The organism is Pseudomonas sp. P5_A2_2, from assembly GCF_054177685.1.
On sequence record NZ_JBGCUL010001292.1, the window covers coordinates 1 to 1,104 of the forward strand.

Sequence of the window (1,104 nt, forward strand, 5' to 3'; positions counted from 1 at the left end):
CTCTACCAGTGCGCACCGAAGGTCTCTCGCAGTTCGTCCAGCGCCGCCTGATTCAGCGGTTCCGGCTTGGGATTGCTCATCAGCCAGAGTCGCGCGGTTTCCTCGAGCTCTTCCAGGGCGTAGCTGGCCCTGGAGACCGAACTCTCCCAGACCACTGGCCCAAGCCGTTCGAGCATCACGCCGCGAACACTGTTGGCCAGTTGCGCGACCTGTTCGGCAACCTTCGGCGAACCGGGTCGCTGGTAGGCAATCAACGGGATATGTCCGACTTTCATGACCTGATATGGCGTCAGCGGCGGCAAAATGTCGTTCGCCTGCCAGACACCTGCGAGCGTCAACGCCACCAGATGGGTGGAGTGGGTATGCACCACGCCGCCGACATTCGGGTTGCGGTCATAGACCTGGCGATGCAACGCAAGGGTCTTCGAAGGCTTGTCGCCGGACACCCATTCGCCGGCCAGATTGACCTTGGCGATGGTCGCCGGATCGAGGCGCCCGAGGCAGACGTCCGTCGGCGTGATCAACCAGCCGTCATCCAGGCGCGCGCTGATATTGCCGGCGCTGCCAACGGTGTATCCGCGCTCGTAAAGGCTGCGGCCAACCTCACAGATTTCTTCGCGCAGGGCGTTCTCGTCGCTCATTGCGCAGCTCATTGTGCACCCCCGGCCCGGGCGAGTTGGTTCAAGGCTTTACTGAAGAAATCCCGGCCACCGAAGTTGCCCGACTTGAGAGCCAGCGCTAAAGGTTCGTCGGTATTGCTGACAGTCGCCGGTACACCCGGATCGATCTGCGCGCCGATTTGCAGCAGCTGCACGCCCAGTGCCTGAACCACAGCGCCCGAGGTTTCTCCGCCGGCGATCACGAAACGGCGCACGCCGCTCTGGCGCAGACCCTGGGCAATTTCGCCAAAGGCGTTTTCCACCAGGCTACCGGCCTGCTCGACGCCCAGTTGCTGTTGCACCAACTTGACCTCATCCGGTGAGCTGGTGGCGTAGATCAATACGGTTTGCTCGTTATCACGGGCAAAGGCCAAGGCTTGCGCCACCACCGGTTCCCCCGCCGCCAAGGCCAACGGATCAATCCGCAAAGCCGGCCGGCCGGCTT

2 protein-coding genes are annotated in these 1,104 nt (G+C 62.8%); both read right to left on the reverse strand.

Going from position 1 to position 1,104, the window contains the following annotated elements:
* Nucleotides 1-2: 2 nt before the first annotated feature.
* Nucleotides 3-641, reverse strand: a complete 639-nt coding sequence (gene otnC, locus ACXRVY_RS30880) for a 3-oxo-tetronate 4-phosphate decarboxylase (protein ID WP_457266207.1) — start codon at nucleotides 639-641, stop codon at nucleotides 3-5.
* Nucleotides 642-649: 8 nt separating this feature from the next.
* Nucleotides 650-1,104, reverse strand: a 455-nt coding sequence (locus tag ACXRVY_RS30885; RefSeq protein ID WP_458239193.1) for a nucleotide-binding domain containing protein, incomplete at its 5' end; no start/stop codon positions are given.

What these genes read in the sequence shown, in the direction of transcription:
- otnC (WP_457266207.1), bottom strand. Translation starts at nt 641, where the DNA reads ATGAGCGACGAGAACGCCCTGCGCGAAGAAATCTGTGAGGTTGGCCGC.